Source organism: Streptomyces prunicolor NBRC 13075, assembly GCF_000367365.1.
Lineage (GTDB): Bacteria > Actinomycetota > Actinomycetes > Streptomycetales > Streptomycetaceae > Streptomyces > Streptomyces prunicolor.
Genome location: NZ_BARF01000081.1, coordinates 13,607 through 39,616, shown reverse-complemented (window position 1 = coordinate 39,616; position 26,010 = coordinate 13,607). Strand labels below are relative to the sequence as shown.

General features: G+C 71.1%; 26 protein-coding genes and 1 tRNA gene. 6 read left to right on the top strand and 21 right to left on the bottom strand.

The window, feature by feature from the left end; all coding sequences use genetic code 11:
* Positions 1-94: 94 nt before the first annotated feature.
* The 6 genes from SPR02S_RS33750 (at position 95) to SPR02S_RS33725 (ending at position 4,432) form a co-directional block, all read left to right on the top strand.
* On the top strand, positions 95-790 hold the full coding sequence (locus SPR02S_RS33750; RefSeq protein WP_019061450.1) for a hypothetical protein: 696 nt from the start codon (positions 95-97) through the stop codon (positions 788-790).
* On the top strand, positions 787-1,206 hold the full coding sequence (locus SPR02S_RS33745) for a hypothetical protein (RefSeq protein WP_019061449.1): 420 nt from the start codon (positions 787-789) through the stop codon (positions 1,204-1,206). Before SPR02S_RS33750 ends, SPR02S_RS33745 begins: the two co-directional genes overlap by 4 nt.
* Positions 1,207-1,295: 89 nt before the next feature.
* A tRNA-OTHER gene (locus SPR02S_RS33740) sits at positions 1,296-1,366 on the top strand.
* Between the two features lie 77 nt (positions 1,367-1,443).
* Entirely contained in the window at positions 1,444-1,935 is a 492-nt protein-coding gene (locus SPR02S_RS33735) for a hypothetical protein (protein WP_019061448.1), read from the top strand.
* Positions 1,936-1,991: 56 nt separating this feature from the next.
* Positions 1,992-3,281 carry a hypothetical protein gene (locus SPR02S_RS33730; protein ID WP_019061447.1) on the top strand — a complete coding sequence of 430 codons (1,290 nt, stop codon included), beginning with the start codon at positions 1,992-1,994 and terminating at the stop codon, positions 3,279-3,281.
* Positions 3,282-3,445: 164 nt separating this feature from the next.
* Positions 3,446-4,432, top strand: a complete 987-nt coding sequence (locus SPR02S_RS33725) for a DUF6884 domain-containing protein (RefSeq protein ID WP_019061446.1) — start codon at positions 3,446-3,448, stop codon at positions 4,430-4,432.
* Between the two features lie 400 nt (positions 4,433-4,832).
* Here the strand turns inward: SPR02S_RS33725 and mihF are convergent, their stop codons facing one another.
* The 21 genes from mihF to SPR02S_RS33620 all read right to left on the bottom strand — a co-directional run bounded on the left by mihF (position 4,833) and on the right by SPR02S_RS33620 (position 26,007).
* Positions 4,833-5,150, bottom strand: a complete 318-nt coding sequence (gene mihF / locus SPR02S_RS33720) for an integration host factor, actinobacterial type (protein WP_019061445.1) — start codon at positions 5,148-5,150, stop codon at positions 4,833-4,835.
* A 115-nt stretch (positions 5,151-5,265) separates the two neighbouring features.
* Complete coding sequence (locus tag SPR02S_RS33715) at positions 5,266-5,472, bottom strand: hypothetical protein (RefSeq protein ID WP_019061444.1); 207 nt, start codon at positions 5,470-5,472, stop codon at positions 5,266-5,268.
* 118 nt (positions 5,473-5,590) lie between these two features.
* Positions 5,591-6,436 carry a tryptophan synthase subunit alpha gene (trpA, locus tag SPR02S_RS33710; RefSeq protein WP_019061443.1) on the bottom strand — a complete coding sequence of 282 codons (846 nt, stop codon included), beginning with the start codon at positions 6,434-6,436 and terminating at the stop codon, positions 5,591-5,593.
* Between the two features lie 299 nt (positions 6,437-6,735).
* Positions 6,736-7,080 (bottom strand): SH3 domain-containing protein, encoded by a 345-nt coding sequence (locus tag SPR02S_RS33705; RefSeq protein WP_019061442.1) that lies wholly within the window; start codon positions 7,078-7,080, stop codon positions 6,736-6,738.
* Between the two features lie 245 nt (positions 7,081-7,325).
* The gene (locus SPR02S_RS33700) at positions 7,326-8,573 is read right to left on the bottom strand and encodes an ATP-grasp domain-containing protein (RefSeq protein ID WP_019061441.1); all 1,248 of its coding nucleotides are present in this window, start codon (positions 8,571-8,573) and stop codon (positions 7,326-7,328) included.
* Positions 8,574-8,606: 33 nt separating this feature from the next.
* A complete protein-coding gene (locus SPR02S_RS33695) occupies positions 8,607-9,902 on the bottom strand; it encodes an MFS transporter (protein ID WP_019061440.1) in 1,296 nt (431 codons plus the stop codon).
* Positions 9,903-10,014: 112 nt separating this feature from the next.
* Positions 10,015-10,374: an SH3 domain-containing protein gene (locus SPR02S_RS33690; RefSeq protein ID WP_052347094.1), complete on the bottom strand. Its 360-nt coding sequence runs from the start codon at positions 10,372-10,374 to the stop codon at positions 10,015-10,017.
* A 204-nt stretch (positions 10,375-10,578) separates the two neighbouring features.
* Entirely contained in the window at positions 10,579-10,917 is a 339-nt protein-coding gene (locus SPR02S_RS33685) for a hypothetical protein (RefSeq protein ID WP_019061438.1), read from the bottom strand.
* A 106-nt stretch (positions 10,918-11,023) separates the two neighbouring features.
* The gene (locus tag SPR02S_RS64540) at positions 11,024-11,863 is read right to left on the bottom strand and encodes a hypothetical protein (RefSeq protein ID WP_245607663.1); all 840 of its coding nucleotides are present in this window, start codon (positions 11,861-11,863) and stop codon (positions 11,024-11,026) included.
* Positions 11,864-11,995: 132 nt separating this feature from the next.
* Positions 11,996-12,682: an HAD family hydrolase gene (locus SPR02S_RS33675; RefSeq protein ID WP_019061436.1), complete on the bottom strand. Its 687-nt coding sequence runs from the start codon at positions 12,680-12,682 to the stop codon at positions 11,996-11,998.
* Positions 12,679-13,842 carry an MFS transporter gene (locus tag SPR02S_RS33670; protein ID WP_019061435.1) on the bottom strand — a complete coding sequence of 388 codons (1,164 nt, stop codon included), beginning with the start codon at positions 13,840-13,842 and terminating at the stop codon, positions 12,679-12,681. Before SPR02S_RS33670 ends, SPR02S_RS33675 begins: the two co-directional genes overlap by 4 nt.
* A 229-nt stretch (positions 13,843-14,071) precedes the next feature.
* Complete coding sequence (gene egtD / locus SPR02S_RS33665; RefSeq protein WP_019061434.1) at positions 14,072-15,034, bottom strand: L-histidine N(alpha)-methyltransferase; 963 nt, start codon at positions 15,032-15,034, stop codon at positions 14,072-14,074.
* On the bottom strand, positions 15,031-16,305 hold the full coding sequence (locus tag SPR02S_RS33660) for an MFS transporter (protein ID WP_019061433.1): 1,275 nt from the start codon (positions 16,303-16,305) through the stop codon (positions 15,031-15,033). The genes egtD and SPR02S_RS33660 overlap by 4 nt, the downstream gene beginning before the upstream one ends.
* Before the next feature lie 322 nt (positions 16,306-16,627).
* A complete protein-coding gene (locus SPR02S_RS56830) occupies positions 16,628-17,047 on the bottom strand; it encodes an SH3 domain-containing protein (RefSeq protein WP_019061432.1) in 420 nt (139 codons plus the stop codon).
* Positions 17,048-17,210: 163 nt separating this feature from the next.
* Complete coding sequence (locus tag SPR02S_RS33650) at positions 17,211-18,380, bottom strand: NlpC/P60 family protein (protein ID WP_019061431.1); 1,170 nt, start codon at positions 18,378-18,380, stop codon at positions 17,211-17,213.
* A 2-nt stretch (positions 18,381-18,382) separates the two neighbouring features.
* Entirely contained in the window at positions 18,383-19,201 is an 819-nt protein-coding gene (locus tag SPR02S_RS33645) for a hypothetical protein (protein WP_019061430.1), read from the bottom strand.
* Between the two features lie 151 nt (positions 19,202-19,352).
* The gene (locus tag SPR02S_RS59120; protein WP_158697910.1) at positions 19,353-21,521 is read right to left on the bottom strand and encodes a hypothetical protein; all 2,169 of its coding nucleotides are present in this window, start codon (positions 21,519-21,521) and stop codon (positions 19,353-19,355) included.
* On the bottom strand, positions 21,434-21,982 hold the full coding sequence (locus SPR02S_RS33635) for a hypothetical protein (RefSeq protein ID WP_019061429.1): 549 nt from the start codon (positions 21,980-21,982) through the stop codon (positions 21,434-21,436). Before SPR02S_RS33635 ends, SPR02S_RS59120 begins: the two co-directional genes overlap by 88 nt.
* A gap of 31 nt (positions 21,983-22,013) precedes the next feature.
* Positions 22,014-24,614 (bottom strand): ATP-binding protein, encoded by a 2,601-nt coding sequence (locus SPR02S_RS33630; protein WP_019061428.1) that lies wholly within the window; start codon positions 24,612-24,614, stop codon positions 22,014-22,016.
* Complete coding sequence (locus SPR02S_RS33625) at positions 24,611-25,435, bottom strand: hypothetical protein (protein ID WP_019061427.1); 825 nt, start codon at positions 25,433-25,435, stop codon at positions 24,611-24,613. The genes SPR02S_RS33630 and SPR02S_RS33625 overlap by 4 nt, the downstream gene beginning before the upstream one ends.
* Positions 25,432-26,007 (bottom strand): hypothetical protein, encoded by a 576-nt coding sequence (locus SPR02S_RS33620; protein ID WP_019061426.1) that lies wholly within the window; start codon positions 26,005-26,007, stop codon positions 25,432-25,434. The genes SPR02S_RS33625 and SPR02S_RS33620 overlap by 4 nt, the downstream gene beginning before the upstream one ends.
* Positions 26,008-26,010 lie beyond the last annotated feature (3 nt).

The following is a 26,010-nucleotide window of genomic DNA, read 5'->3' as shown; positions in this document are numbered from 1 at the left end:
ATGAGCGAGCTTTCTTCCTGAACTCTCCCTGTCCATGCGGCGGTCCGGCCTGCCCATATCCGGGCCGGACCTGCCGCGCCTATGAAAGGCCACGATGCCGCAGACCCTCAACCAGGACGACCCGCTCGTCCGCCTCCTCTCCGCCTATCGGTCTATGTCCGACCGGCACAAGGCCGCGCTGGACCGCTTCCTTGACGCGGACGGCTTCGTCGACGACGACCACCGCCGCACCTACAGCAGGCGCGAGCGCTCCGCCGCCGTGGAGGCCCGCGACCTCCTGGAGCAGGCCATGGACCTGCTGACCGGGCGCTTCGCGCTCCCCGACGGCATGACCGTAACCGTCCCCGGCAGCAACCACGACTCCTACACCGTAACCACGGGGCGCCTCGACGATCGCGTCCGCGCGGCCTTCCTGCGCGGCCAGTGCCACGCGTTCGCCCGCGCCTTGTGCGACGAGACCGGATGGGAGATGGCCGCCATCATCTCCGACACGTGCAGCTTCGATCCCGACCTCTGCGGCATGGAGTCGGTAGCCCGCGACGTGTGCGGATGCCAGCTGGAGCACGTGGTCGCTGTACGCCCGGACGGCGCTCACGTCGACATCACCGGCGTCCACCTGCCCGGCACGCTCCACGACTTCGAGGACCAGGAGGCCATCACGGTCAACGACACCGTGTGGTCCTTCATCCTGCGCTCCCCCGCATGGCGTCGTCCGGCGGTCGACGTGGCCCGCACCTTTGTCGCCCCGCTGTTGGCGAATCTGCACGGCCGGGCTGAGGTGAGCGTATGACCTGGCTTCGTGCCACGGCACTCAGGGCGCTGGACGGCGTCGCCCGCCTCTTGGTCCGCTTGGCCGACAGCGTGACGTCCCGCTCGGCCACCGTCCCCAACCCGGTGGTTGCGGTGCGCACCGTGCAGCTGCTGCTCGCCGAGACGGGCGGCGGTGACTTCTACGAGGCCGTCCAGGAGCGGCTGACGGCGCTCGGCTTCCCGCCGGTGGGCTGCGGGGGCTGCAACGGCTACTCGTGCACCTGTGACGACAACGCCCTGGCCGAACTGGTCCAGGCCCTCGGTCCGCTCGCCGTGCGCGGCCTCGTCCGCTCGGCCGTCGAGCTGTTCGGGACCTACGGCGACCACCACGACGTTCTCAGCATCACGCAGGTTGACCAGCTGTGTGCGGCGGCCACCCTCTTCGACGCCGAGTGACTCTTAAAACTTGCATCGAATCATACCCGTGATGTATAGTCTTAAGAGTCACATGGTGATGCTGGTCTCTCCCCCACGACCAGCAGGGTGCGTCCGTAGCTCAACTGCGGAGAGCCCGGCCGCAAAGCCGGAGACGCGGGATGGAGACCCGCCGGACGCCCCCCTCCCCATTCCCTTCCCCTGAGCACGGCCGCCGTGCCGTGCTCTGCCCCACGCCCCCGTACTGACAGGACCTCTGTGCCCACCATCGAACTCGCTGCTCTCCTCAACCACTCCGATACGGCCGGCCGCCCGGTGATCCTCAAGGCCGCCGTCGCGGCCGGCGTGCTGTGGAAGTGCCGCAAGTCCGCCTGCAGCCATCACAACGACGCAGGCGAGGAGCTTTGCCGGGGGTGCGGCCGCAACAGCAACGGACAGCCTCTTTCCGACTCCCAGCCTGGCCCCTACGTCGCCCCGCACGAGATCTGGGAGATGCTCCGCGAAGAGGTCAGGGACCACTTCCTCGCCCAGGAGATCACGCCGCTGCCGGACGCAGTCACCTTCCCGTGGCGGAGCGACGACCCTACGTCGACCTGGTCGCTCACGGACCTGGTCGTGCACCACGGCGGTCGTCAGGAGCCCTATTCCAGCGACCTCCAGAACACCGAGATCGAGTCGGCCCTGGAGGAGGTCGCCCGCGCTGTTGAGCCGGGCTACCTCGAAGACCTCCGCATCACTCTCCAGCCCTGACCCATAGCCGCCGTTCCGCAGCGTCCCGACACCCGAGACCTTCAAGGAGGACTGCGATGCCCGGGTCCGTACGCACCACGTCCCTGCCGTTCCATCTCACGCTCGGCCTTCCGGGCCGTCCCTCGGTGTCGGTGACGTCCACCGTGCTGGGCCAGGGGCAGGTCCGCTACGCCGTACAGGGCCGACGGCTCCAGGGCACTCTGGTCGTCGTCCCGGAAACGCCCATCGGCGGACCGCTCGAACCGCGCGCCGTGCGCGTCCACTTCGGCGACGGCACGGACGAGGTCAAGGCGTTCACGCCCCGCCCGGACGAGCCGGTCGTCAACGGCGCGCGGATCCACGGCGCCACCGAGTCCATCAACCCCGCAACCATCCAGCGCTCGCACTACTTCCTCGCCTCCCGCGCGGTCGTCCTGCGCCACGGGTACGACACCCGGCGCATTCCGGACGGGGCCCGCATCGTGACGGAGGCCCTGGTCGTAGCGGTCGTCCGCCACTGGCGACAGCGTCCCGACCGCAGAGCCCTCGTCCACGCCGCCGTCCGCCACCGTGCCGCCACCCATGCGGCACACGAGCGGCTCAAAGCCCGCGCCCTGGAAGAGGATTTGGCCGCAGTCCACGCCGACCGGGCCACCGTCCGGCAGCACAGCCGCCAACTGGCCGGCCTGGTGCGCCGCCGCCAGCCGCCCGTCCAAGCCCCCCGCACCGAGCCCGTCCGCCTTCCGATCACCGCGAGCGACAGCACGGACCTGGGCGCCCTGACCGTACGGGAATTGGAGGTCGACGTGCTCCCGGGCCGGGTGGTGTACGAGATCAGCGGCCCGCGTGTGGGTCGCGGCCAGGTCACCCTCGGCCCGGACATCTACGGCAGCGCCCCGCTGCCCGGAGGGCTCTACGCCTGTTGGGGCAGGCCCACCAACCCGTCCTGGTTCACCAAGGACCGCATCAACATGCCCACGGTCAACGGCGTCACCGTGCACGGCGGTTGGAGCCACCCCGGACGAACCGTGACCGCAACCTCCCCCAATACCTCCAAGGCCCAGGTACCCGCCGGACCTGGCAGGTGGGTCTCGGCCTCCCCCCTGACTCACCGCCGTGCCGCAGCCGTACTGCGCGCCCTCGCCGTCCACTTCACCTCCCGCCACGACCTGGAGGCACTGCGCATCTCCGCCGGCAAGCAGAACGCCGAGCGCACCCGCGCCCGCGTCGCCGAGGAACTGGACCGCCTGCGCAGACGCGAGGCGAAACTCACCCGCCGACTGCGCCAACACCGCGCCCGCGAGGCCTACTTCACGGCCCACCTCACGCCCGCCCCCTCCCCCGCAACTTCCTCGCGCGCCGCCTGACCCCGCCGTCGACTGCCGCGGACGCTGCATCGCCATGCCCGCCCGACCGCACAGCACAGCACAGCACAGCACAGCACAGCACCTACCACCGTGCCGCCCGAGCCCGAGCGGACTCCCCCGGCCCCGGACGCCCTCCGCGCTCCCAGCCCTACGAAAGGAATCTGTTGACCCTCAGCCCCACCGGCGCCAAGATCCTCGCCGCGCACGAGAACGGCGTCGTCACCGGTCACCCGGCTGCCCTGGACCGTCTCGAAGGCTCCCGCCTAATCCGGCGTGCTCATGGCGTACGGGTGATGACGGAAGCCGGACGCGAGGCCTTGAAGTCCTGGCAGGAAGAGCACGGGGAGCCGGCTCAGGACACCGTTTTCGGTGTGCTGCCCAAGCTGCCGCCCAAGCCCCACGAAGCGGTCATCACTGCTGCCCTGCGTCCCGACCAGCTCGTCGCCGGCCGGGACGACCCGGCGTACCACCGCGGCGAGACGTGGTTCCGTACGCCCACGCTGAGGGTCGTCAATGCGGCGGGATACGCCGACGTCCGCCCTGCCTCGTGGAGGGCTGGGACCAGGACCTGGGAGAAGTCCGGGGCATCCTTGTACCTGACCACTGCCGGCCGCGAGTACGCTCGCCAGCGGGGGAGCGTCGACGTGCGCCGCCGACGCCTCGTCATCGTCCAGTGCGGGGATAAAAAGGCCGAGCCGAGCTGGGAGAAGTACCACTACCGCGACGTGATTCCCGCAGGTCAGCTGTACGTTGGCCAGTACCACCAGTCCCTGAGGCAGGCGGCGGACGCACTGACCGACGTCTCCCTGATCAACATCCTGTCAGCGCTCCACGGAATTGTGACGCTTGCCCAGCCGCTGCCCCCGTACAACGTGACGATCGGCGACGAACGAGCCATCACTGCCGAAAAGGTCACCCTCCACACGGCCGCGCTGGGCACCGACGACGCCGACGTGATCTTCCTCGGCGGCCGAAACTACGCCGCCCTGCTCCGCCACTCCGTCCCACACCTGTTCACGCCGCTCTCCGGAGGAATCGGCGAGCACCGCGGACTGTGCCGGCAGGCGACTGACAACGCGGCACTCCGGGAGTCCTGGTGGGCGGAAGCCGCCGAACTCTTCAACCGGCACCACCGCCTGCCACCGAGCTGACCGCTCCCGCACGACAAGCACCCGGTCTCCGCCACTGGCAATGTCCCCGTCCTCCGTCGGCCGGTCGAGGACACGGGGCCACTGGGTACTCGACACCCGTCCTTTCACAAGACTCCAATGCGCCCCACGCCCGCAGTCGACACGCTCCCCGGCCTCTGCCCCGCGGGTACACGGACACGTCGAGGACGGCCCGGACTGGGTCGTACAGGTCGATGTTTCCGAGTCCGGACGCAAGAGCCGTTGCGGCAGCGGCAGGGCCCCCGACAACCAGCTGGCGCTCGGCGCGCAGGAAGCCCCACAGGGCCAGCACCGCACCGGCAGCCGCGCCAACCGGGATGGCGGCCTCCGCCACGTCGCGCCCCTTCCTCCTACCTGTCCGTACGCGGGCTGGGCAATGGAATCAGGCCGCGGCGGTCCCGAGCCTCTCCAGCAGGAGCCGCTTCTGGCGGGCGCCCAGTCCTTGGACCCGCCGGCTGGAGGCGATGTCGAATTCGGTCATGAGCTGCCCGGCGCGGACCTTTCCGATTCCGGGAAGCGACTCCAGCATCTTGCGCACGTGGGTCCGTCGGACGGTAGGGCTGTCGCTGTCCAGAAGTTCGCGCAGCGAGCGGCGTCCCTGCTTGAGCTCGGTGAGCACGAGAGCTCGCTCTCTGCGCGAGGCCGCGGCCTTCTCCAGGGCGGCGGCCCGCTGTTCTGGCGTCAGCGAAGGCAAGGACATGACGGCTTCCTTTCATCGGGTGATGCAGGCAGGTTGTCAGCTGCGTGGGGTGTCGTACGAACAGCATGCTGGGCTGCCCATGTCCGACGGGCTGGTCGCAGGGTGCTGGTGGCGGTCAGGGGCCCGAGCGCCGGGCTGGACGGCGGCGGATGGCTCGTTCCGCCTGCTCTTCCTCCCACGCCTGGGCGTACTCGGCAGCGACGGCCGGGTCGGTGTAGGCGGGTTCCAGGAAGATGCGGTGCGGGTCGGGCTGGGGCGCGAGGGGCCGACGGCGGCGGGTCGCCACGGTCTCGACGCGCCGCGGGCGGAGGGGCGGGGGCAAAGGAACTCCTGCTGAGGGACTTCGGGAAAGTGAGGCAGGCGCAGGCCGCTCGGTGTCACCGGGCGCGGTTCAGCCTGCCGTGTTGGGTCGGGTCGGGTCAGCCACCGGATGCCGACGCTCACCGTATGCCCACACGCGTCCCGGGGTCGGTGTGGTGGACCGGATTGAGGGCGTCGGCAAAGGCCGAGACCCGGTCAGCGGCGGTGCGCAGGCCGTGGGAGGCGCCGAGTTCCAGCAGCGGTCGTACGACGGGGGTCCCGATGACGACGCCACTGACGAGGTTGCGGACCTGAGCAGCCTTCTCGGGCGTGGAGATGCCGATGCCGGTGACGACCGGGGTGGGGCCTGCCGCGTGCAGGCGCTCGGTGAACGCGGTGAGCGAGGGGATGTCGAGTTCTCCGGTGTAGCCGGTGAGTGCGTTGGCGGCCGGCGCGTAGACCCAACCGGTCGCGGCTGCGGCGACCTGGTGCAGTTCGGCGTCGCTGGCCTGCCGGGAGACGAGTTGCGGGGTGTGGATGCCGGCTGTCCGTGCGGCGGCCAGCCACAGGTCGGCCTGCTCGGCGGGCAGGTCGACGATCATCGCTCCGGCGGCTCCGGCGGCGGCGAGGTCATGGGCGAAGTGCCGCGGCCCCCAGTCGCGCACGGGGCCCCAGTAGGTCATCACGACGACGGACGCCTCGGTTGTCGACGCCACTCGGTTCACGGTTCGGAGGGCGTCCAGCACTCCGATGCCCTGGCGCAGAGCCTGCTGGTAGGCGGCTGTGATGAGGGGGCCGTCGTAGACGGCCTCGTGGTAGGGGATGCCGACCTCGAGGAGGCCGGCGCCGCGGTCGGCGAACAGTCTCAGGGCGGCGCTGTCGTTGCTCGCTGAAGGGAAGCCGGCCGGGAGGAAGACACCCAGTTGGGGCGCGTGTTGGGTGAGGCGCTGGGTGAGCCAGTTGGAGGCAGGGGTGAGGGGGGTCATAGGGGGCGCCTTTCGCGATGCGGGTGGGCAGCGGTCGCGGGCCTGCGGTGGCGGGCGGTTTCAAGGAACCGCCCGCCACCGCTTCTCGTGCCGCGTCGGTCGCCGGAGCCGCTGCTCGGGCTGACCGCTGATCGGGTCCCGTTCGGTGTCCGTGTCCTCTGCTCGACGCCGCACCTGGCTCGGCAAGGGCGTTCACCTGCGGAGTCCGGAGCCGATGTCGTGTCCGACACGGCTACGGCAGTGCGGCGCGGATTCCGACAGGGGATTCGGGATTCCGCAGACGGGTCGGGACGCGGCGGTCAGCCGGCGAGGGAGAGCAGCATGTCGGAACGGATCCATCCGTAGGTTCCGGTGGACAGGCCGCTCTTCGAGCGGTGCGTCAGCTTCGTGTAGTACCAGGTGCTCTTGCCGCAGTAGACCCGCAAGCTGTCGCCGGTGTAGAGGAATCCCTTGCTGGCATAGGTGACGGACGGGCCCGTGCGGTAGTTGACGCCGGCGCCGTCGACCTTGGCGTCGTGGTCGGCGATGTTGTAGGTGCACGTGCTCGACGTGGCGGCCGACGCGGTCGGCGCGAGAGCCGCCGCAGTCCCGGCGAGCAGGGATACGGACAGGGCGACGGTGGACAGGCGAAGTGCGAAGTTCATGACGTTCTGAAGCCTTTCAATAGGATTTGATGTGAATTACGCTCGCGCCCAGCGCGCTCTGCGCGGACACGGAGACCGGGCGGGCTGGCCGTGGCGAATGGAGCGCCCCGAACGTCGTCAAGGGCTCCTCGGCCCGGTCGTGTACCGGTCGGCTGCGCGATCGACGGAGCTGACGACGGTCTTCGCCGCCGGGAGCTCGGCGGGCCGGTGACCGGCCGCGGCGCAGTGGTACGCAGTGGTGCGGCTCACGCGGCGCTGATCATCGTGGGGCGGACCTCGACCTGGGCGCGGCCGAGGACGCTGTCGAGGTGACGGCGCACGTCGGCTGCGGTGTCGCCGGTAACGATCGCGAAGCCGCCGCGGATGTTGTTCGGTTCGGTGGACGACGGTGTGAGGGTGACGTGGTCGCCGACGTCGCACAGCCACTGGAGTTCCTGCAGGTGATGGGCGTCGAACGGGTGGGGATGCAGGGCGAGCCCGGTCACGGTGCCGTCGGTGGGCGGGTAGATCATGCCGATCGCGGCGCTGCGCGCGCGGGTGGTCGTGAGGTCCGGGGTTCGGCCGATGGCGAGGTCGGCGGCGGCTGCCGCGAGGTCTACGCCCGTTGCGTGGTGCACGAGTTGGCCGATGCGGTCGCCGCCGAGGCGGGCGTTGACCTCGATGAGGCGGGGGCCTGAGGCCGTGAGCTTCATTTCGACGTGGGAGACGCCGTGGGTGATGCCCACGGCGCGCAGGGCGGCTGCGGCGATGGGGGCTACGTCGTCGAGCAGCGGGTCACCGGCGATGACGAGATGGGCACGCTCCATGAAGAAGGGCTCGAAGCCGACCGCCTTGTGGGTGACGGCGACGGCGGTGGTGACGCCGTTCTCGGTGATGGTCTCGACGGACACTTCCGGGCCGTCGAGGAACTCCTCCAGGAGGATTCCCCCCTGACCTTCGGGGCCCTGGTGGGCGGCGCCGGCGGAGGCGATGTCCCAGAGGGCGGGCAGGTCGGTGATGCTGTCGACGCGGACGACGCCGATGCTGCCGGCGTGCGCGGCGGGCTTGAGGACGACGGGGTATCCGCCGATGCGCTCTGCGGCGGAGGCGGCTGCGGCGAGGCTGTGGACCCAGGTGGAGGCGGCCGAGGGGACGTCGGAGGCGGCGAACAGTTGCCTGCTGGTGGCCTTGTCGCGGGCGGCGGCGACGGCGGTCGGCGTGTTGCCGGGCAGTTGGAGATGTTCGGCGACCTTGGCCGTCGTCATGAGCAGGTACTCGTTGTAAGTCAGGACTCCGGCGATGGTCCAGTGGCGGGCCAGGGCCTCGGCGGCCGCGATCACGCGGGCCGGGTCGTTGAGGTCGGTCTTCTCGAAGTCGACGATGTAGGGCAGTTGCCAGGTGGGCGCCTCGTCGTCGATGAGGAGGAGGGAGTGCTCGGCGGCGGCGGACTCCAGCATGTACCGGCGCATCAGTTCGGGTGCCGAGCCGATGACGAGCAGCTTGGGTTGGGACATGGAGCAACTCCTGGGATGGGACGCGGTGTTGGTTCAGGAGGCGTCCGCGGCTGCGAGGGCCGCGGGAGCCGGTTCGGTGCCCGCCGTCTGCTCGGCAGGGGTGTGCGGCGCGGCGTATGAGGCGCGGTGGCGCCACAGGCCGCGGAAGGCCAGTGCCATCGCGAGGCCCTGGGCCGCGGAGCAGATCAGCAGGAGGGCGGGGAGCCGGCCGGCGGGCAGCGCGGCGACCAGGGCGCCGGCGACGGGCATCGGGATGACGATCAGGACGATGGTGACGCTCAGCGTGCCGCCGAAGACGGCCGCCGGGATCAGCCGGGCGCGCAGGGTGCGCAGGACGACGGTGAGCGCGCCTTCACCGGCCATGAGAACGGCGATCGTCAGGGCGTAGCTGCTCAGTCCGGGGGCGAGAGCGGTGGCCAGACAGGCCAGACAGGCAGTGGCGGCCGCAGCGGCACCTACCGGCCACAGGCCGTGGTGGTCGATGAGGCGGCGGCTGGCCGCGACGGCGCCCAGCGCGACGACGCCTGCCGCGCTCCAGACGGCGCCGACGGCGAGAGAGGAGGCACCGTACGTGTGGAGCACGGTGATCGGAGCGCTGACCTGGGCGACGGCGACGGCGAGGTTGCTGGCGATCAGGCCGGTGACGAGCCAGCCCAGGGCGGGGATGGCGCGCACGGTGTGCCATCCGGTGCGCAGGCTCGCGACAACTGACTGCCGGTCCGGCTCACTCCCGGCAACGGCAGGTCCGGGCAGGGACTCGGTGAGGAGCGCGGCGCTGACGGAGAGGACCGCGACGACGGCGAGGAGGGTGGAGGGTCCGGCCAGGAGCAGCAGTCCGCCGAGCAGCGGGCCGATGAGCAGGGCGCCTTGGTCGATGCTGATCTGAACGGACTGGACGCGGTGGGCATGGGCGCCGGCGGCCCGGCTGGCCTGGGCACCGAGGGTTTCGACGGCAACGAAGGAGGTCTGTGCGAGGAGGCCGCTCAGGGCGCCGACGGCCATGACCGTGCCGGTGGCGGTGGTGCCGCCGGCGGGAAGCGCGAGGAGTGTGAGGGCAGCGGCGGCCAGCAGCAGTCCACGGCCCGTGGTGGCGGCGCGGAAGACGCGGTCGGCGCGGTAGCGGTCGACGAGGGGGCCGCCGATGGTGAACGCGGCGAGGCGGGGCAGCCACTCCAGGAGGAAGGCGATGCCGGTCAGGGCGGTGGAGCCGGTGGTTGTCAGCACCAGGAGCGGTACGGCGTACGTGGTGACGGCGGTGGCCACCGCGTCGGCGGCGCGCATGAGCGGCGGTCGTCGCAGGACGGCCCGGCGGTGCGGGAACAACGGCATGAGGGATCACCTGGGGTGAGGACTGGAGTGGAGGCCGCGGCGCGAAGAGGCAGGCCGGGCGGGCGGGGTGTCCCGGGCCGGGCGGCCCGGGACACCGACAGGAGGTGGTTCCTCAGTCCGTGCACATACGGACGTCGCGGTAGACGTACCGACCGCTGACCCAGCCCGTCTTCTTGGTGTTCTTGTCGGTGATGTAGACCCACTTCGCACCCGAGGTGGTCTTGTGCACCGTGAACCGGTGCGACTTGTAGAGGATCCCGACGGCCGTCGACGTGGTGGTGGCCTTCGAGCGGATGGTCACCGCGGTGGTGCCGTGGACCGCCCACGGGAGGTACGGGTTGGTGGTGCAGGACGAGGCGGGCATCGCGGTGGCGACCGACTGCGGCGCTGCGGTCGCCGCCGGGGCGGACAGCAGCGGCAAGGAGACGGCGGCCGCAGCGGCCCCCAGCACGGCTATTCGGCGTGCATACATGTTCAAACCTCCATAAAAAGGGTGCTGTTGGGTAGGGGTGTGCCACGGCGAGGGGTCGGTGGGCAGGCACTGGACGCGATGTCGGACACCGACGTCGCCGAGGCTTGGAAGGTGGGCCTGGCCGTCGTAGTCACGGCGCTTGGGCCCGGTCGCTCCGTGCGGGAGCGGTCTGGTGGCGCGTCGCGGCGGCGGCGCGCGGTGGTACTAGAACCAGCTGGCGGCGACCCAGCCCTTCATGCCGTAGGTGCTGCTGGAGAGGGATTCGCCGTAGTACCAGCGGTTGCCGTACTTGTTCTTGGCGGAGCACTCCACCCAGAACTCGCCGGCGGAGTCGAGGTGGCCCTTGGCCTTGTAGGCCACGCCGGGACCGGTGCGGATAGCCGGCCATTCCAAGTTGGGGCCCCGGACGCTGTGGTTCTTGTCATTCCGGGTGCACGTGCTGGAGCCGACCGCGGAGGCCGGGGTGGCCGTCGCGGCGATCCCGCCGAGCAGGACCGCGGTGGCCGTCGTCGTCATGACGGCGTTGCGGAGCGCTGGTCGCATGAGAAACGTTCCTTCGTTGGGTGAGGTGTTCGTTCGGGTTTCGGGCTGGCCCGGCCGGCTGCTCGGGATCCCCCATCGGCGCAGAGAGGCGCCAATGCGTCTGTGGTCAGCCCTGCGGTGAAGGCTGCTCGTCTGGTCCCGTGCGGCGGCGGGTGTAGTGGGCGGCGCCGACGGCGGAGATACCTACCGCGAGCAGTCCCCCGGCGGCGAGCGCCAGGGTGCCGTCCCCCGACGCGCCGGTGTGTGCCAGCGAGGCGTCGGCCGCGGGCTCGAAGGTGTTGGACTTCGCTGCCGAGGCGCGATCCTCGCTCGACGACGTCGCTCCGCTTCCGCTCCCTGAACCGCTGCTGCCGCTGCCGTTGGCGCCTCCGGAATCCGAGTTCCCGCCGGAGCCGCCACCGCTCTGGCCTGGATCCGTCGGGGTCGGGGTGGGAGTCGTGGGGTCCGTTCCGGGGTCCGTGGGGTCGGTCCCCGGGTCGGTCGGAGTCCCCGGGTCGGTGGGGGTACCGGGATCGCTCGGGGTGCCCGGGTCCGTCGGAGTCCCCGGGTCGGTGGGAGTTCCCGGGTCGGTGGGAGTTCCCGGGTCCGTCGGCGTCCCGGGATCGGTGGGGTCCGTTCCCGGGTCCGTCGGGTCGGTGCCCGGGTCGGTGGGCGTACCCGGGTCTGTCGGGTCCGTGCCGGGCTCGGTGGGATCTGTGCTCGGGTCGGTACCGTCGCCCGGATCGGTCGGGTCGGTGGTCGGGTCGGTCGTGGCACCGACGCTCACCTCGGCCGATGCGGATATCCCCAGGTCCAGGAGCGGTTCATCCGAGGCGCTGGCCGTGGGCTGGTCCGGGGTGGGCTCGTCGACGGCCGAGGCTGCCGGAGCCGCGAAGAGGCCGGCCGCTGCCACCACGGCGGCCGTCGCGGCAGCTCTCCGCAGCAGGCCTGGTCGAGTTCTGAGCATGAAGATGGTGCCTCTCTATATAGGGGACAAGAAGGCGTCAGTTCGGGCTTTACGGGGCGGTGCCCCGTGCCGTGAGCAATCGTCATCCGGATTGCCTGTGGATAGATTTCGCGGCCGCCGACGGGCTCTACGTCAGCCGGTCAGCAGCTGGCTGTCGGTGCTGCACCGGACGGTCGCGGCCGGGGCCTGCGGGAGGTGGCGGGCGAGGGCGGCCGGGTCACCGGTGTAGTGGAGGGTGCGCAGGCCCAGACGTGCGGCGGCTTCGCAGTTGTCCGTGCGGTCGTCGACAAACAGGACGCGCCCGGGGTCGTCGACGCCCGTGGCCTCCAGCGCGTGGAGGTAGGCGGCCGGGTCCGGCTTGCACAGTCCTAGACGGGCTGAGTAGAGGGCATCGGTCATCAGATCGCGCCGCCAGTCGGTGGCGTCGAGGGCGTCGCTCAGGAAGTGCGGGGCATTGGACAAGAGCACCATGCGCAGGTCAGGCCGACGGGCGCGGTACAGGAGGTCAAGGACGCGGTCGTCGGTGCGGATCCACATCGCGGTGTCGGCGGCGCGCAGGGCGCGCAGGGCCCGTGCTCCGGGGTGATAGCCGAGGACTTTCGCCCAGTAGGCGAGGTCGCTCAGTTCTCCGGCGTCGTAGGCGTCCCGAGCGGCCCAGAAGGCGTCCTGGAAGGCGTTGAGGTGCCCGGGCCACTCGGCGACCTCGGCGAGGCGGGTCCACAGGAGGGTGTCGGGCTGCCGACCCTTGACGCCGTTGTAGTCGAGGATCAGGGCGTCAATTCCGGTGTCGGTGGGGGTGGTTGGGGCGGGGACGGTCATCGTGTCTCCAGAGCTCGGTGGGCGGCGAGGGCGACGGCTGCCGCCAGGAGGACGGGCAGCGCCAGGGCGGTGGGCACGCTCGTGAGTGAGGCGAGCGCCCCGATGGCGGCGGGGCCGGTGAGCAGGCCGAGGTAGCCGGTGGACGCGACCGCGGCGACGGCGCGCGGTCCTCCTCGTCCGGCTGCGGAGATCAGTGAAGGAACGGCGGTGGACAGGCCCAGGCCGAGCGCCGTCCATCCGAGTAGAGCAGCCGGCACGGTGCCGACGGCCAGGCCGGCGCCAAGCCCGGCGGCAGCCAGCGCGGCTCCGGTTCGTACGACGGCGGGCGCCCCGAAGCGGGTGGTCAGCCGGTCGCCGAAAATCCTGCCGGTGGCCATGGCCGCGCTGTAGAGCGCGTACGCGGTGGCCGCGGTCGCCTCGCTGGAATGCAGTGAGTGCAGGTGAACTGCACTCCAGTCCACTGCGGCCCCCTCGCCCAGGAGACAGCCGGCCGCAAGGGCACCCAGTACCCATACGGTGACGCGTGATGAGGACGGACTGGCCTCATCTTCCGTACTGGGCTGACCGGTTGCGTCGTCGAGGTGCTGTGCCGCGCGGACGGCCGGCACGGCGCCGAGAGCGCCGAGGACGGTGACTGCACCGACCGCGGTGAACAGCACGTCGTACGGCATCCACGTGGTGGTGGCCGCGAGTGCTGCACCACAGAGGGCTCCGACCGAGTACGCGGCATGGAGGGACTGCATGATCTTCCGGCGGTAGGCCCGCTCAACGTGGACAGCACAGGTGTTTGCGCCGACGTCCAGCAGTCCGTGTGCGACTCCCATGACCGCTGCGCCCAGGGCAAGGGACGGCAGCGTGCGGCACTGGCCGAGCACCACCAGCGCGACGCCGAAGAGGACCATGGGGCTGACCAGCAGCCGTGAGGGTCCATGACGCTCAGCCAGTCGGCCGGCAACCTGGAGCCCGGCGACCAGGCCGGCCGCGGCGCCGAGCAGGACGACTGCGAGCTCGCCCGAGGTGAGATGCGCGGCAGCCTGGACAGCGGGCATCCTTGCTCCCCACACCGCCATCACGATGCCCAGGGCGGCGAAGATGCCGGTCAGCAGCCTCCGGTCTGTCGTCGGGAGTGCGGTGCTCTCGGCGGAGGCAATGGCAGTCATCTCGCCTCCCGCAGGGCCACGGGACGTGCATGCCGGGGAATGCGGGCCGGCGCGGCACCGCGGGGACGGCCCATCTGACGAGCGGGCGGCAAGGGCAGGGCGAAGTGCATGACGTCCTCACGCGTTGGCGACAGGGGAGACGGCGCGGCATGCGGGCGAGTCGGCATTCGCCTTACGCCGAAGGGGAGTTGGTCACCGGACAACGGATGAGCCCCACTCGTCGCCCGGATCACCGTGCGACGCTCAAGGACAGCGCGAACCGGGCCTGCGGGTCCGTCCACCAGTGCGTCAAGTCCAGCCCCGCGGCGGCGAGTTCAGTGCGGACGCCGTCCCTGCGGAACTTCGCGGAGATCTCCGTACGCAGGTCCTCTCCCTCGGTGAAGTGCACGGTGAGGTCCAGTTCGGGGATTTTCACGGTCTGGTCCGTACGCGAGCGCAGTCGCATCTCCACCCATTCGCTGTTCGGGTTCCAGAGAGCGACGTGGTCGAAGGCGTCGGTGTCGAAGTCGGCACCGAGTTCGCGATTAACGACTGCCAGCACGTTTTTGTTGAAAAGCGAAGTGGTCGGGTCGTCGTAGGCCGCCACCAGCACGGATTCGTCCTTGACCAGGTCCGTGCCGAGCAGCAGCGCGTCCCCGGGATCCAGCAGATCCCGCACGCCGGACAGGAACGCGGTCCGTTCGACGGGCAGCAGGTTGCCGATGGTGCTGCCCAGGAACGCGACCAGCCGCGGCCCGACGGAGACCGGCAGGGTGAAGTCGGCGGTGAAGTCGGCGATCAGGGCGTGCACGCTCAGCTGAGGCCGCTCGGTGCTGAGCGCCTGGCCGGTCAGTGTGAGTGCGCTCTCGCTGACGTCGACGGGGATGTAAGTGTGCAGGTCGGGCAGCGCGTCCAGCAGGTGCCGGCTCTTCGTGGAGAGGGAGCCCGAGCCGAGCTCGACCAGGGTGCGCGCGCCGGTGGCCGAGGCGATCTCCGTCGAGTGGGCGGCCAGGCAGGCGCGCTCGGCAGCCGTCGGGTAGTAACTGGGGAGCTCGGTGATCCGAGTGAACAGCTCGCTGCCGACGGCGTCGTAGAACCACTTCGGCGGCAGCGTCTTCGGGCTGTGGGTCAGGCCTGCGAGGACATCGCGACGCAGAGCTGCGTATGTCGAGTCCGGGGCAACGGCACGGGTGAGTTGGAAAGACGGACTCATGACGTGGCTTCCTTCGAGGGAGAGGCGGTGGGGCGGGCAGAAGGGGATGCGGGCGGGCGGCGTACGGCGGCGGCGAGGGGCCAGCACAGGGCGGCACCGAGGAGGCCGCAGCTGAAGGTGGCGGCGCCGACCAGGGCGTCGCCGCCGTGGGTGAGCGCCCAGGTGGCGAGCGCCGGCGCGAGGATGACGGCGCCGGCCAGGGTGGTCCCCCAGATGCCGGCGTAGGTTCCCTGGGCCGCGGGAGGTGCGATCCGGTTGAGGATGTCGGCCGCGGCCACGAAGATGACGACCTCGCCGGGTACGGCCAGGGCCGCCGCGGTGGCGTAGCCGAGGGTGGAGGAGACGAACCCGGTGGCGCCGACGGTGACGGCCAGGCCCACGGAACTGGCGGCGAACAGTCCGGTCATCGCGTGGGGGCGGCTGGCACGGCGGCTCAGCCAGCCGTTCAGCGCGGGTGACAGCGCCAGGACCGCGCCGGCGTTCGCGGCCTGGGCCCAGCCGTAGTCCGCGGCCGACAGGCCGTGGCGTTCCATCAGCAGCGGCAAGCCGGAGAAGAGACTGCCGGTGCAGGTGAGGGCGGTGAGGCTGGCGGCGAGCAGCCACCACAGGCGCGAGTCGGCCAGCGCGGCGGCCACGCCCGGAGAGCTGGTGGGGCGTGCGGGCTCCTGGGAGTCGACCAGCTTCCAGGCGATTAGCGCGAACGTGCCGCAGACGGCCGCGTTGATGCAGATCAGTGTGCCGATCCCGAGGGGCGCCGCGAGCAGACCGCCGATGGTTCCGGCGAAGGCGGCACCGACGTTCACCGCGAGGTTGCGCCAGCCGTTGACCGCGACGCGGGCGGCGTTGTCGGGGAAGGCGGCGGCGATCGCCGCGGTGACGACCGGCCGTGGGGCGTCGTACACGAAGCCGGCCAGGAAGGACGTGGTGACCAGCGCCGGCGTGGTGTGCGCGAGGGCGAGCGGCGGGAGGACGGCTGCGGCGAGCAGCATGGTCGCCACGAGGGTGGCGCGGTGGCCCCAGCGGTCGGCGAGCCAGCCGCACAGAGCGGAACCTGCCAGCCAGCCGGTCCCGAAGACCGCCAGGAGGACGCCCACGAGGCCTGTCGCCAGGTGAAGGTCGGTGAGGAGGTAGGGCAGGTAGGGGAAGGTGAAGCCGAAGGCCCTCACGGTGAACGTGCCGACGAGCAGGGTCCAGATCGACGCCGGCCATGAGCGCGTGTATTCCGTTGCCTGCGCGTCCGGTGTTCTGCCCGGTGCGGCAGTGGTGGTCACAGGGGCTCCTGCGGGTGGAACAGCGCGCGCCGGACGGGCGTACGCCGGTACGGAGGAGAGGGGTGGGGTGCCGCCGAGGGCGGGGGCTCTCGGCGGCACCCCCGGGGCCGAGGGCCCTCGGCGGTGGCCGGGGCTCGGGCGCCGGGTGCGGTCCGGCGCTCTCGGCCGACCCGGCCAGGCTCGGGGGTGAGGCCTGGCCGGGAGTCATCGGTGGTGCCGCGACGGGGCGGCGGGCAGTGACACGGCTGGCGATGCGCCGTTCCCGGGTCCACGTTGCGCGGTGGGCGTCCGATATCTCGCGCCGATCAGGTCGCGTCGGCGTTTACCACCAGTTGTTGTAGCCCGAGCGCACCCAGCCCTTGACGTTCTTGTTGGGGCCGGAGGTGACCTTGATGTAATCCCAGGACCGGCTATTGGCGCCGGAGGCTTCGCGGTAGCAGTACACGTAGGTTCGGGTCCCCTTGGACAGCAGGCCCTTGGAGACGTACGACGTTCCCGGCCCGTTCCTCAGATTGACGCCGTTGGTGTTGATGTGGCCGTTGAAGTAATACCAGGCGGAATTGCAGCCCTTCGAGTCCACGGCCGAAGCCGTGGGTGCCGTCGCGATCGTCGTGCCGACGGCCGCGAAGAGGGCTACGGCCGAGGCGACGGCCACCCGTCCGACGAGGTGGGATCGGGTCCGCCGGGAGGTGGGTGGGGTGGCCTGCGCCGCTTCGGGTGTGCCGTCGCGCGTGGTCTGCATGTCGTCCTCCCGTTGAAATCCGCATGTGGAATACGCCGTTGCACGGGGTGGCGGCGTTTGTTTCGCGGCCTGCGATCCGATGCGCTGACTTCGGAAAGGTAGAACGGATAGCCTGTGGATAGATTCTGGGAAATCGGGGACGCCCGGTTATTCGTGTCCGTTTTCATCCGGCCTTGGGGAAATATGGTGGCGTCCATCCCACGTATTTGGCTTTCCAGGTCCTTTCTATGAAGTCGGCCTTGACGATGTCGATGTAGCCCAGTCGTTTCACGTCGTTGCTGGCGATCTCGCCGTTGCCGAGGTAGACGGCGATGTGGCCGGCACGGTGGCCGGTGTCCCAGTACATGAGGGCGCCCGGGGGCGGGTGGCGGTCGCCGTCGTGCCGCATGTCTGCGGGCACGACCTTGTAGTGGTCGATGGCGTAGGAGACGCCGCTGAAGTTCCAGCCGTAGACGTTCGCGACGAAGGCGAGGCACCTGCGGTACCAGCCGTTGGTCGACATGGGTCCGGAGTGGGTGCGGGCCCAGGCGATGGCGTCCTCGATCGAGCGGGGGTTGGTCAGCTTCCAGGTGGCCGTGCCGTCGGTGAAGGTGCCGCCTGCACCGCTGTCGGAGGTGTCGGTGGCGCTGTCTGCGCACTGGCTGGGCACGTCGCCGGATGCGGTGTCGGAGTCCGCCGTGCTCCCGGCGCCGGAGTCGGTGCCGCCGTGGCCGAGGTCGATGCCGGCTTCCTTGGCGAGCGTGCGTACCTCTGACTCGCGCCCGGCGTACAGCTCGGGGTGGGCGCTGCCCTGGACTGCCTGGGCGACGTCGCCGGGCGGCTTGGTCTGCCAGTTGGCGACGTCGACGAGACCTTTATTGGTGCCGCGCCCGTAGAGGAAGGATTCGGTGGCGTATGCGGGGTCCATGATCTGGGCCTTGGTGCCCCAGTCCATCGTGGGCCGCTGCTGGAAGAGTCCGACCGAGTCCAGGTTGCCGTCCGGCCGGTTGATCATCGACGACTCCTGCATGGCCGTCATCAGGGCGATGAGCGTGGCCCTGCCCGGGAGCTTCTGGGCGGCCTTGGCGATGGCCTTGGCGTTGGCGATCTGCTGCTGGTGCACACTGCCTTGGGCGGGCGGGCTGTTGTTGCTGTCGGGAGCTGCGGCCCCGGTACCGGGGCCGGTGTCCTCGCAGGTGGAGGCCACGGCGGTGGAGCCCATGGGCATGGCGCCCAGGACGAGCAGGCCCGCGAGAAAGACGACGGCGCCGACCGCGCCGAGCTTGAGCATCAGGCCCTTCTTCGCGAGGCCGGCCGCCCGCATCGCGATCTGGGTGAGGTCGTCCTGGTCCACGGCTACTTCTCCAGGCCCAGGACGCGGGTGACCATCCAGGGCTGGCCGACGTCGGCGCGGGAAACCTCGAGCGTGAGGCGCCGGCTGTAGGTGTAGTCGTCGGTGCCCTTGACCTCGATGCGTGCGGTGGCGTCCCGGTAGACCCGCACGGGGGTGTCTGGGGCGAACTCCTCTTTGGCGGCAGGGGCGTTGATGCTCACCTGGGTGGGGGTGGCGGACGTGGCCTGGGCGGCGACGAGCTTGTTCCAGTCGAAGTCGTCGTGCCGGTTGAGGTTGTCAACCAGGGCGGTGGACGCGTACGGCGCCGCCCGTTCGACGGCCGCGGAGTGGGTGCCGTCCTGCAGCAGGATCCGGGTGGTGTAGGCGAGGACGAAGGCCTTGGCGATGCCGTCGGGGGTGGCGGGGCGCCGGGCGGCGCTGCTCGCCGAGGCGGCGGGGGACGGAGAGTCGTCGTGCGGAGACGGGGCCGCCGAACGCGTGGCCGGAGGCTTGGCCTGCACGGTGTCGCGGTCGCGGTGCGAGGTCAGCCAGGAGGCGCCGGCGACGAGGCCGGCGACGACAAGCAGGATGATCGGCACGCTCAGCGGCGTGGGAACCTTCCTGCGTTCCTCCTTGATCCAGCGGGCGCGGGCATCACGGCGGGCCGACCGCCAGGCCCGTGTGGCGCGGCGCCGCCTGCGGAAGGGCAGGTCGGCGATCTGCTCGGGCGGTTCGTCGGCGCGCAGGAGCTCGCGCCACCCTTCGGGGGTGCGGGGGGACGGTGCGTCCTTCTTCGGGGGCGGTGTCGAGGTCTGCCGGTCGTTGTGGTCGCGGTCGGGCATGGGGCACTCCGGGGAGGGGCGGCCCGCGTGCGGGCAGGCGGGCATGACGAGATGGCCCCGGGGCGGTCCGGCCGCACTGCGGCCGGACCGCGGGGATCTCACGCGTGGGAAGGGGTGGAAGGTCCGGGCGAGCCGGACGGCGGACTAGGAACTACCGCGGCCCAGGGGGCAGTTCGGGCCGGCGTACGACCTCGCCGCGGATGACCGGCCTGCGGCTGGCGGGAGGTGCGTGCGTCCGTGAGCCGGGCGGGCGCGGTGCGGGCGCGGGCGGGTAGGCCCGGAACCGGGCGCCGACCGGGTTGTTCGTGTCGACGATCTGTCCGGCGATCGGCTGTGAGCCGTTGCGCCGCGGGTGCGGCGGTAGACCGGTGCGCTCGGGCGAGCCGGGCCGGACCCTGTAGCCGCTGCCGGGTACGTAGCCCCGCTCACGGGCGGCTGCCGCGCGGGCCGCGCGGGCGGCAGCCGCGTCGGCGGGCTGTCCCGGGCCGCCCGGCAGGGGACGAGGTCCTGGTCCGCGAGTGCGGCCGGGCGGTCCGCCGGGTCCGCCGGGCAGGCCGGGCCGGGTGGCGGCGTGGTCACCGTAGGAGCCTCCGGGCAGCTGCGGGAAGCTGGGCGGCTGGGGATAGGTACGCGCACGGGTGACGCGGATGGTGGTCTCGCCCGGGTCACTGCCGGCGGCGCCCCCTGCTCCTCCTCCCCCGCCGCCCCTTCCTCCCCAGCCGCCGATTCCTCCGATGCCGCCGAGGACGCCGCCGACCCGGCCTCCGCCGCGGCGCAGTGACCCGATCAGACCGCCGCCGCCACCGCCTCCGCCGGAGTTGTTCCGGCCCAGCGAGCGCAGGCGCCGGGCGGTCGCGAGGGTACCGAGCGTGCTCAGCACACCGCGGCCGGCCAGCTGGGCGCCGCCTCCGGAGACGATCCCGTCGAGCTGGCCCTTGAGCTTGAGTGCGGTAGCGGCGGCGGCGATGTTGAGCAGAGAGACGATGAGCCAGCCGTAGACGTTCAGCAGGCTGATCATCGCCATGTTGACGATCATGACGCTGCCGAGGAGCATCATCGCGGTCATCGAGACGAGGACGGTTCCGGCCAGTGCCTCGGCCCAGGCCACGCCCCACTGCCGGGGTCGGCCGGGGATGCACCACAGGCACGCGAAGACGACGCCGCAGACCAGGAGCATGAGGGCGCCGAGGAGGCTGGCGAGGGTGGCCGCGGCCAGGATGACCACCAGGGCGCAGAAAATGACGGCGGTGATGACGGCGGCAATCAGGACACCGAGGCGGCCGGAGGGAGTGTGGCCCTGGCGCCATTGGACGGCCTCGTGCCCGGCGTTGTCGGTGGTCATGTTCTCGGAGAGGTAGTCCTCGCGCTTGTCCATGTCGTCGCCGAGCTTGACGACGTCGGGCCCCCACCGCTTGCACGCCTCGATGCTGCCCAGGTCAGCGACGCACCAGGGGACGACGACGTAGGTGCGCCACACGGCGTCCGAGGCCTTGCGGACGGCGTTGTCGCGGTCGTTGTCCGACCAGGTGGGGGTGGCCGTTTTGAACGGCAGTGCGTCCGAGGTGTCGCCCGCGAGGCCGCCCGCGAGGGTGGTCATGGCGACGGTGGAACCGGCCTGCCGAGCCTGGTCGACGCCTTTGACCCAGGTCTGCGACGACGTCAGCAGCGTGGTGGCGATGGCCGCGCTGGCGGCCACCCACACGAGTTGGCCGAGCATGCTCTGGTCGGAGCGCCGGGCCCAGGCGAGGAACATGCCCACCGCGAGCGCGGCCGGCAGGAACATCGTGACCATCGGCTGGGCGGCGGCGGCGATGGCGCGGGAGATGGCCGGCTCGATCTCGGGCAGGGAGACCGCTTTGAAGGTCCACTGCATGATGGTGACCGCGGCGCGCCCGATCATTGCCAGGATCGCCATGAGGAGCGAGGCGAGCTGGTGCATGCTGCCGTCGATCAGGTCGCCGCCGGTGAGGTCGGCGCTGAGCTGCTTGTCCAGCTGGAAGGTGCTGGCCGGGTAGCTCTCGAAGAGAGTGCCTTGGCCCGAGGGCGGGGTGATCGGGGACGGCATCAGATCGCCGATGCCGGCCGGGTTGTACTTGCTGTCACCGTCGGCGGCGGCTGCGGCCGGCGCGGTCACCATGATGGTGGTGAGCAGGCCGACTACCCACAGCAGCAGGGTGCGCAGCCGCGGCAGCCGCCATGTGCAGGTGCGGATCCTGCGGGCCGCGCGGAGTATCAGTCCGTTCCGGCCAGGACCGGTGCGACGGGGTCGGCGGTGTGCGCGAAGCGGTCGCCGACGTCGCTCGTCTGCTCGATGAGCCATGTGTCACCCTCCTTCACGAGGCGTACGACGTAGCGGAATTGGTCCTCTCCGGACCGGTGCATGGTGGCCAGGGCTCCCTTGCCGGCCGGGTGGGTGGCGGAGGCCGGGACGTCCTGCACGTTGCTGATCTTGATGTCGAGCGGGGCGCGGGTGGTGTCGGTGTCCTCGGCGCCGATGGTCTTGCGCTCCTTGACGCAGCCGGCGAGGGTGCCGCCGTCCTCGTCGAAGTTGGGGCGCGACGCCTTCGTCGACAGCTCGCACATCGTCGTGGCGTCGGCGGGCTTGACCGCCATCCACGCGTGCATGTAGGCGCCTGCGGCCTTCGTCACCAGCTGCTCGGCGCTCGGCCCCTTCTTCTGCGGCTTGTCGGAGCCGGAGTTGGAGTCGGAGCAGGCGGCGAGAGTGGTCAGGACGGCTGCCGTCGCAACGGCGGCCGATGCGTGGCGGATACGCGGGTTCACGGGCTCTCCTTGATCGGGTACGGGTGATCACTCAACCCTCCGATCCTGCCTTGCCGAAGCCGGCGCGGTGATCCACCCCCTCGTCCTCGGACTCCAACTCCCCTTCACTGCGACCGCTTTGGTCGCGTTCGGCGTCTTCTGCCTGGTCCCTGGGGTTGGTGGACAGGGCCCGCAGGAGTTCGTAACTGGGCGAGTCCCACTGCATGGTGGCGACGCGGTCGAAGCGGTCCCTCACGATGCAGTGGCCGTGACGGATGACGCCGTGGGCCGTCTTCCCGACGCCGTGGATCAGCGCCCGGCTCGCGTCGCCGACGGGCAGACGCAGCAGTTCGGCGAGCGCGTCCTGCTGCACCCTCGTGGCCTGCTCGAAACCGTAGACGGTCGTGATGGCCTCCAGGACACCGTCCAGGCCGAGCAGGGAGTTGGGGTCCTGGCTGTCGATCGCCAGGCTCGTGTCGAGAGCGCGGCCCATGCGGGCGACGAGGTCGAGGAAGCGTTTGCCGTCGTCCGTGCCCGTGAGCACGTGGACTTCCGGAACGCTGATCACCTTGGGCAGGTTGCGCAGGTCGGCACGGGAGGAGGTGTTGAGGGCGTACGCGATCAGTCCGCGCATCAGGGCGAGGCTGACGCGCTCGTTCATCGTCATGTCCGCCGGGCGGGTGCCGGCCTGCGGCATCGTCAGGCCGGGGACCTGGACGAGCCACAGGCCCGCCTCGGGCTGCAGCGGGCTGGCGCCGTCGCGGGGCTTGCCGAGGACCGGCGCTCCGAGCTGGGTGCGGGCGACCTCGGCGAGTGCGTGGCCGGCGTCGCGGGCCAGTTCGTTGTTGCTGTCCTTGAGCAGGTCGACCACTCGCCACGAGGCCGGGTCGTGGTGCTCGGCTATCTCGTTGACCGCGCGCAGCAGGTGGGTCTCGACGCCCTGGTTGCGCATCCGTTCCGGCAACATGATCAACATCTGGCTGACGACCTGAAGGGCCGCCTCGCCGCGCTGGAGCATGCGGAACAGGTCGGCGACGCCCGGGGTGTCGATGCCGCAGGTGACGTGGTGGGAGGGCAGGCCGAGGTATTCGCCGGCCCGGATGAGTCCGATCTCGTCGCCCTTGAACCCGAGCATCAGGGCGTAGGCGCCGCGCATCGCGGCGGTCAGGGTCGCCAGCATCATCGCGGTCGTCTTGCCGCGCCCGGAGCGGCCCAGGAAGGCGGTGGTCGTGGCGTCGCCGCGGGCGCTGCCGGCGGTGATGTCGAATCGCACGACACCCGGGGTGGTCCCGGTGAGGAGCCCGGCGATGGGCCCGGTGTCGTCACCGGCTTCGGAGCCGCCCCAGAACATGCTTGCGGCGAGGGCGTCGGTCTCGCGGATGTGCCCGAGGTCGGCGACGCGCAGCATGTCGCCGACGAGGCTCTCCAGCCACATCTCGCGCTGCTCGTCGGCGGCGACAATGACGTCGATCGACAGCCCGGCGTAGTGCGAGATGACAGCGTCGCACCGGGCGCGCAGGTCCTCCAGCGACTCGACGGAGGACACCAGCAGGCGTGGGTGGTCGTGCAGGAGGGTCATGCTGTCGCGGGACATCCGCTGGCGCAGGGCCTCCATGACGAGTTCGGTCTCCTCGATCTCGGCCAGGGTCTCGCCGGCCGAGTTCTCCGAGGCGGAGCGGCGCTGCTCCTTCGCCGACTGCCGCACCTTGTCGACGGCCTTGATCGCCGCACCCTTGCGCCAGACGTTGAACCGGACACTCGCCTCGGGGCACACCAGAACCTCGTCGCCGGATTCGTGGGTGTAGCGGATCTCCGACAGGCACCTGAGCCACTCCTGCTCGCCGGGGGTGTGCATCGCCTCCGGGAAGGCGGGCATGGCCAGCAGCGCGACCCAGGCGGCGGTCTCACCGCGAGCGTCGAGGAGCTGGAGGTGGTCGGCGTGCGGAATCGCCCTGGACTGGCTCAGGCGGACCAGGGAGGCTCCGGTGACGACGGGGAGGTGGGGCGGGGCCGGCTGCGGACGGTAGGACTCCCGGGAGATCGCCCACGCGAGGAGCTCGACCGGCGCGATCCGCGCCCGCCACGGCGTCGCCTCCAGCCTGCGCTCCAGACGCCGTACGGCGGCATCCAGCTGGGCGAGTTCCCCTTCCGTCAACCCGGTGTGGCGCAGGCCGAGCGCGGAGGCGGTGGTGTCCTTGACCGTCGCGTTCGTCGCGGTGGCCCGCTCGGCGATCTTGATGCCGAGCAGCAGGTGCCGCTGCGGCAGGTCCAGGCCGTCGAGGCGCTGCGCCCACATGTCGGCGAACGCCTCCACGTCGCCGGCGGTGAACATCTCGTGCGCCTCGGCCCGGTAGACCTCCCCGTCCAGCGGCGACCACACGACCTTCAGATGGGCGTCGTAGCCGGGCAGCACCTTAGCCAGAGCGAGCGCGGCCGCATCCTGCTCGGCGTCCTGCGCCGGCTCCGGCATCAAGTCCGTGTTCGCGCTGGACAGAACGAACCAGGCCTCCGCGCCCGTGGCGGTCACGACCAGGCCGTCGGCGACGGCGACCAGCTGGGGCACCGGCATGAACCGCTCGGCGCCGAGCCCGAGGAGGCGGCCGACCCGGGAGACGCCCTTCTTCGCCGTCTTCGTCTTCGTCGCGCTGCTCATCGGAACTCCTTGGGTACGGTGCCCCGGGCCCAGGCGCGTGCCTCGGACTCGGACAGGTGCAGGGCCTGCATGCGGGTCGTGGTGCCGTCCTGGACGGCGTGCATCCGGCCGGGGATGACGGAGTACGGAGGGACGGGCCACACCTCGGGCGCGACCCGGGCCCACAGGGTCTGACCGCCGTACGCCAGGACGCGGGTGGTGAACACGTCGCCGACCTGGGTGCCGAGGTAGGGCGGGATACCGCGAGTGCTGCCAGCGACGATCTGGATGCCGTTGTGGCGACCCGCGGCCAGCAGCATGCCCAGCGCCTCGACGCCGGGTGCATCCTCCAGCTGGCTGTCGGGGCGGGTCAGCATCCAGTGCTGGCGCAGCCCGACCAGCAGGCGCTCGGCGTGTTCGATGACGACGAAGCGGCGCCGGTGCCAGGCCTCGGGGTCGGCGGTGTACTCGTGGCGCAGCCGGTCGAGCATCTCGATCAGGAAGGCGTGGATGGCGTCGATCCGGCTGTAGACGACCGCGTTGTCCAGCGAAACCGCCCAGGCGTGGGAGGAGCGGCTGGCGTCGAGGTCGAGGACGTCGACGTGCGCTCCGTGATGCAGGGCCTGCGCGGCGATCGAGCGGAGCACGGTGCTCGTGCCTCCTCCCCCGCCGGTGGCGACCAGCACGTTGGACGGCACGGCCGTCAGGTGGACCGGCTGGTCGCCGTCGGCCAGGCCGAGCAGGATCCGGTCACTGCCGCGCAGGGCCCGCACGGTGTGCGGGTCGGTGAGGCGGACCACGTCGCGCAGGGCCTCGATCGGCATACGGGTCTGGGCGGTCATGGTGAGGTCTCCAGGGGGGCGGCCGTACGGCGCTTGCGGCGAAGGCGCCGCCGGGAGCGGGCCACGGCGTCCGGCCCGTACAGCCGCACCCGGGGCCGGATGAGCGCCGGCGTCCCGACGGTGTGGGCCGGGTCCGGGCCGCGTGCGGCGAAGAACGCACCGAACAGGGGCATGTGGGCCAGGTGGGGCAGGCGCTCGCCGATCCGGCGAGTCCGCAGCCGCAGTCCGAGCCGGCGTGCCGGAACGCGGCCTCGGCCGATGACCGGGCGGACGCCGCGCACCAGGTATTGCAGGTGAACGCTCCACACCAGGAGGTTGGTGCGCCGCCAATAGACGAGGGAGCGTTTGGAACCGGCGTAGGTCAAGGCCAGTGGCGGCAGCAGGAAGAACGGCACGGCCGGCTGAGGAGGGAAGCCGAACAGGCTGAACCAGAGGGTCCACCAGGTGCCGAAGCACACGAGCCCGTAGCGCAGCGTGGTGCGGGGGATGCCCTCGCCGAGGTCGACGCCGAGCAGTTCGTGCTGCCGTGTCTCCAGGTCCCAGTGGCGGCTGAAGGTGCGGGATTCTCGCATCGT

Coding starts and splice junctions, on each gene's coding strand:
- SPR02S_RS56830 (WP_019061432.1), bottom strand. CDS start 17,047: ATGCAGACCACGCGCGACGGCACACCCGAAGCGGCGCAGGCCACCCCA.
- mihF (WP_019061445.1), bottom strand. CDS start 5,150: ATGTCCTTGCCTTCGCTGACGCCAGAACAGCGGGCCGCCGCCCTGGAG.
- SPR02S_RS33645 (WP_019061430.1), bottom strand. CDS start 19,201: ATGCCCGACCGCGACCACAACGACCGGCAGACCTCGACACCGCCCCCG.
- SPR02S_RS33690 (WP_052347094.1), bottom strand. CDS start 10,374: ATGTATGCACGCCGAATAGCCGTGCTGGGGGCCGCTGCGGCCGCCGTC.
- SPR02S_RS33700 (WP_019061441.1), bottom strand. CDS start 8,573: ATGTCCCAACCCAAGCTGCTCGTCATCGGCTCGGCACCCGAACTGATG.
- SPR02S_RS59120 (WP_158697910.1), bottom strand. CDS start 21,521: ATGGCTCATCGAGCAGACGAGCGACGTCGGCGACCGCTTCGCGCACAC.
- SPR02S_RS33675 (WP_019061436.1), bottom strand. CDS start 12,682: ATGACCGTCCCCGCCCCAACCACCCCCACCGACACCGGAATTGACGCC.
- SPR02S_RS33620 (WP_019061426.1), bottom strand. CDS start 26,007: ATGCGAGAATCCCGCACCTTCAGCCGCCACTGGGACCTGGAGACACGG.
- SPR02S_RS33625 (WP_019061427.1), bottom strand. CDS start 25,435: ATGACCGCCCAGACCCGTATGCCGATCGAGGCCCTGCGCGACGTGGTC.
- SPR02S_RS33730 (WP_019061447.1), top strand. CDS start 1,992: ATGCCCGGGTCCGTACGCACCACGTCCCTGCCGTTCCATCTCACGCTC.
- SPR02S_RS33745 (WP_019061449.1), top strand. CDS start 787: ATGACCTGGCTTCGTGCCACGGCACTCAGGGCGCTGGACGGCGTCGCC.
- SPR02S_RS33750 (WP_019061450.1), top strand. CDS start 95: ATGCCGCAGACCCTCAACCAGGACGACCCGCTCGTCCGCCTCCTCTCC.
- SPR02S_RS33670 (WP_019061435.1), bottom strand. CDS start 13,842: ATGACTGCCATTGCCTCCGCCGAGAGCACCGCACTCCCGACGACAGAC.
- SPR02S_RS64540 (WP_245607663.1), bottom strand. CDS start 11,863: ATGCTCAGAACTCGACCAGGCCTGCTGCGGAGAGCTGCCGCGACGGCC.
- trpA (WP_019061443.1), bottom strand. CDS start 6,436: ATGACCCCCCTCACCCCTGCCTCCAACTGGCTCACCCAGCGCCTCACC.
- SPR02S_RS33685 (WP_019061438.1), bottom strand. CDS start 10,917: ATGCGACCAGCGCTCCGCAACGCCGTCATGACGACGACGGCCACCGCG.
- SPR02S_RS33705 (WP_019061442.1), bottom strand. CDS start 7,080: ATGAACTTCGCACTTCGCCTGTCCACCGTCGCCCTGTCCGTATCCCTG.
- SPR02S_RS33630 (WP_019061428.1), bottom strand. CDS start 24,614: ATGAGCAGCGCGACGAAGACGAAGACGGCGAAGAAGGGCGTCTCCCGG.
- egtD (WP_019061434.1), bottom strand. CDS start 15,034: ATGAGTCCGTCTTTCCAACTCACCCGTGCCGTTGCCCCGGACTCGACA.
- SPR02S_RS33695 (WP_019061440.1), bottom strand. CDS start 9,902: ATGCCGTTGTTCCCGCACCGCCGGGCCGTCCTGCGACGACCGCCGCTC.